The organism is Arthrobacter sp. MSA 4-2 (genome assembly GCF_016405885.1).
Classification (GTDB): domain Bacteria; phylum Actinomycetota; class Actinomycetes; order Actinomycetales; family Micrococcaceae; genus Arthrobacter_D.
Genome location: NZ_JAEKGC010000033.1, coordinates 1 through 1,040, shown reverse-complemented (window position 1 = coordinate 1,040; position 1,040 = coordinate 1). Strand labels below are relative to the sequence as shown.

At 68.2% G+C, this 1,040-nt stretch carries 1 protein-coding gene; it reads right to left on the bottom strand.

Annotated elements, in window-relative coordinates:
- Positions 1 to 1,040 (bottom strand): acyl-CoA desaturase (locus I6N91_RS16965; protein ID WP_198814490.1); only part of this gene is annotated, 1,040 nt, incomplete at both ends.

Below are 1,040 nucleotides of genomic sequence, written 5' to 3'. Positions count from 1 at the left end.
CGGCGGTACTTGTTGACCATGGGGCAGTCGAAGGGGTCGCGGGCGGCGAGGCCGACCCGGTTGAGGTAGGTGACCACGGCCCCGTAGGAGGCGGCCAGGCCGACCTCGGTGTAGGGGACCTTGAGGGTCTCGCAGTGTTCGCGGACGATCACGGCGGCCCGGCGCAGGTGGGGGCGGGGCATGTCCGGGAAGAGGTGGTGTTCGATCTGGAAGTTCAGGCCGCCGAAGGCGTTGTTGATGAACGCTCCGCCGCGGATGTTGCGCGAGGTCAGGACCTGCTTTTGGAAGAAGTCGAGTTTGCTGTCCTCGGGCACGATCGGCATGCCCTTGTGGTTCGGGGCGAACGAGGCGCCCATGTAGACGCCGAACACGGCCAGCTGCACGCCGAGGAAGGCGAACGCCATGCCCACGGGCAGGAACCAGAAGAGGATGCCGAGGTAGGCGGTGAAGCGGACCGCGAGCAGGGTCAGTTCGACCCAGCGGCCGGTGACGGTGCCGCGGCGGAACAGGGTCACGAAGGAGCGGGCGTGCAGGTTCAGGCCCTCCAGGGTGAGCAGGGGGAAGAACAGGTAGCCCTGGCGGCGGGTGATCCAGGCCTGCAGGCCGCGGGCCTTGGCGGCGTCCTCTTCGAGGAAGGAGATGGTGTCGACCTCGATGTCGGGGTCCTTGCCGCGGGTGTTGGGGTCGTTGTGGTGGCGGGTGTGCTTATCGATCCACCAGGCGTAGCTGATGCCGACCACTCCGGCGGCGAGTACCCGGCCGGACCAGTCGTTGGCGCCGCGGGTCTTGAAGATCTGGCGGTGGGAGGCCTCGTGGGCCAGGAACGCCGTCTGGGTCAGGACCACCCCGAGCGCCGCGGCGATCAGCAGCTGGAACCAGGTATCGCCCAGCAGGGCGAAGCCGGTCCAGGCCGCGCCCATGGCCAGGGCCAGCAGGGCGAACACCGAGACGTAGAAGCGCCGGCGCCGGGTCAGCAGCCCCTCCTTCCGGACCTGCTTCAGGAGGACCGAATAGGACGCAACAACGTCATTGGGCTTGGC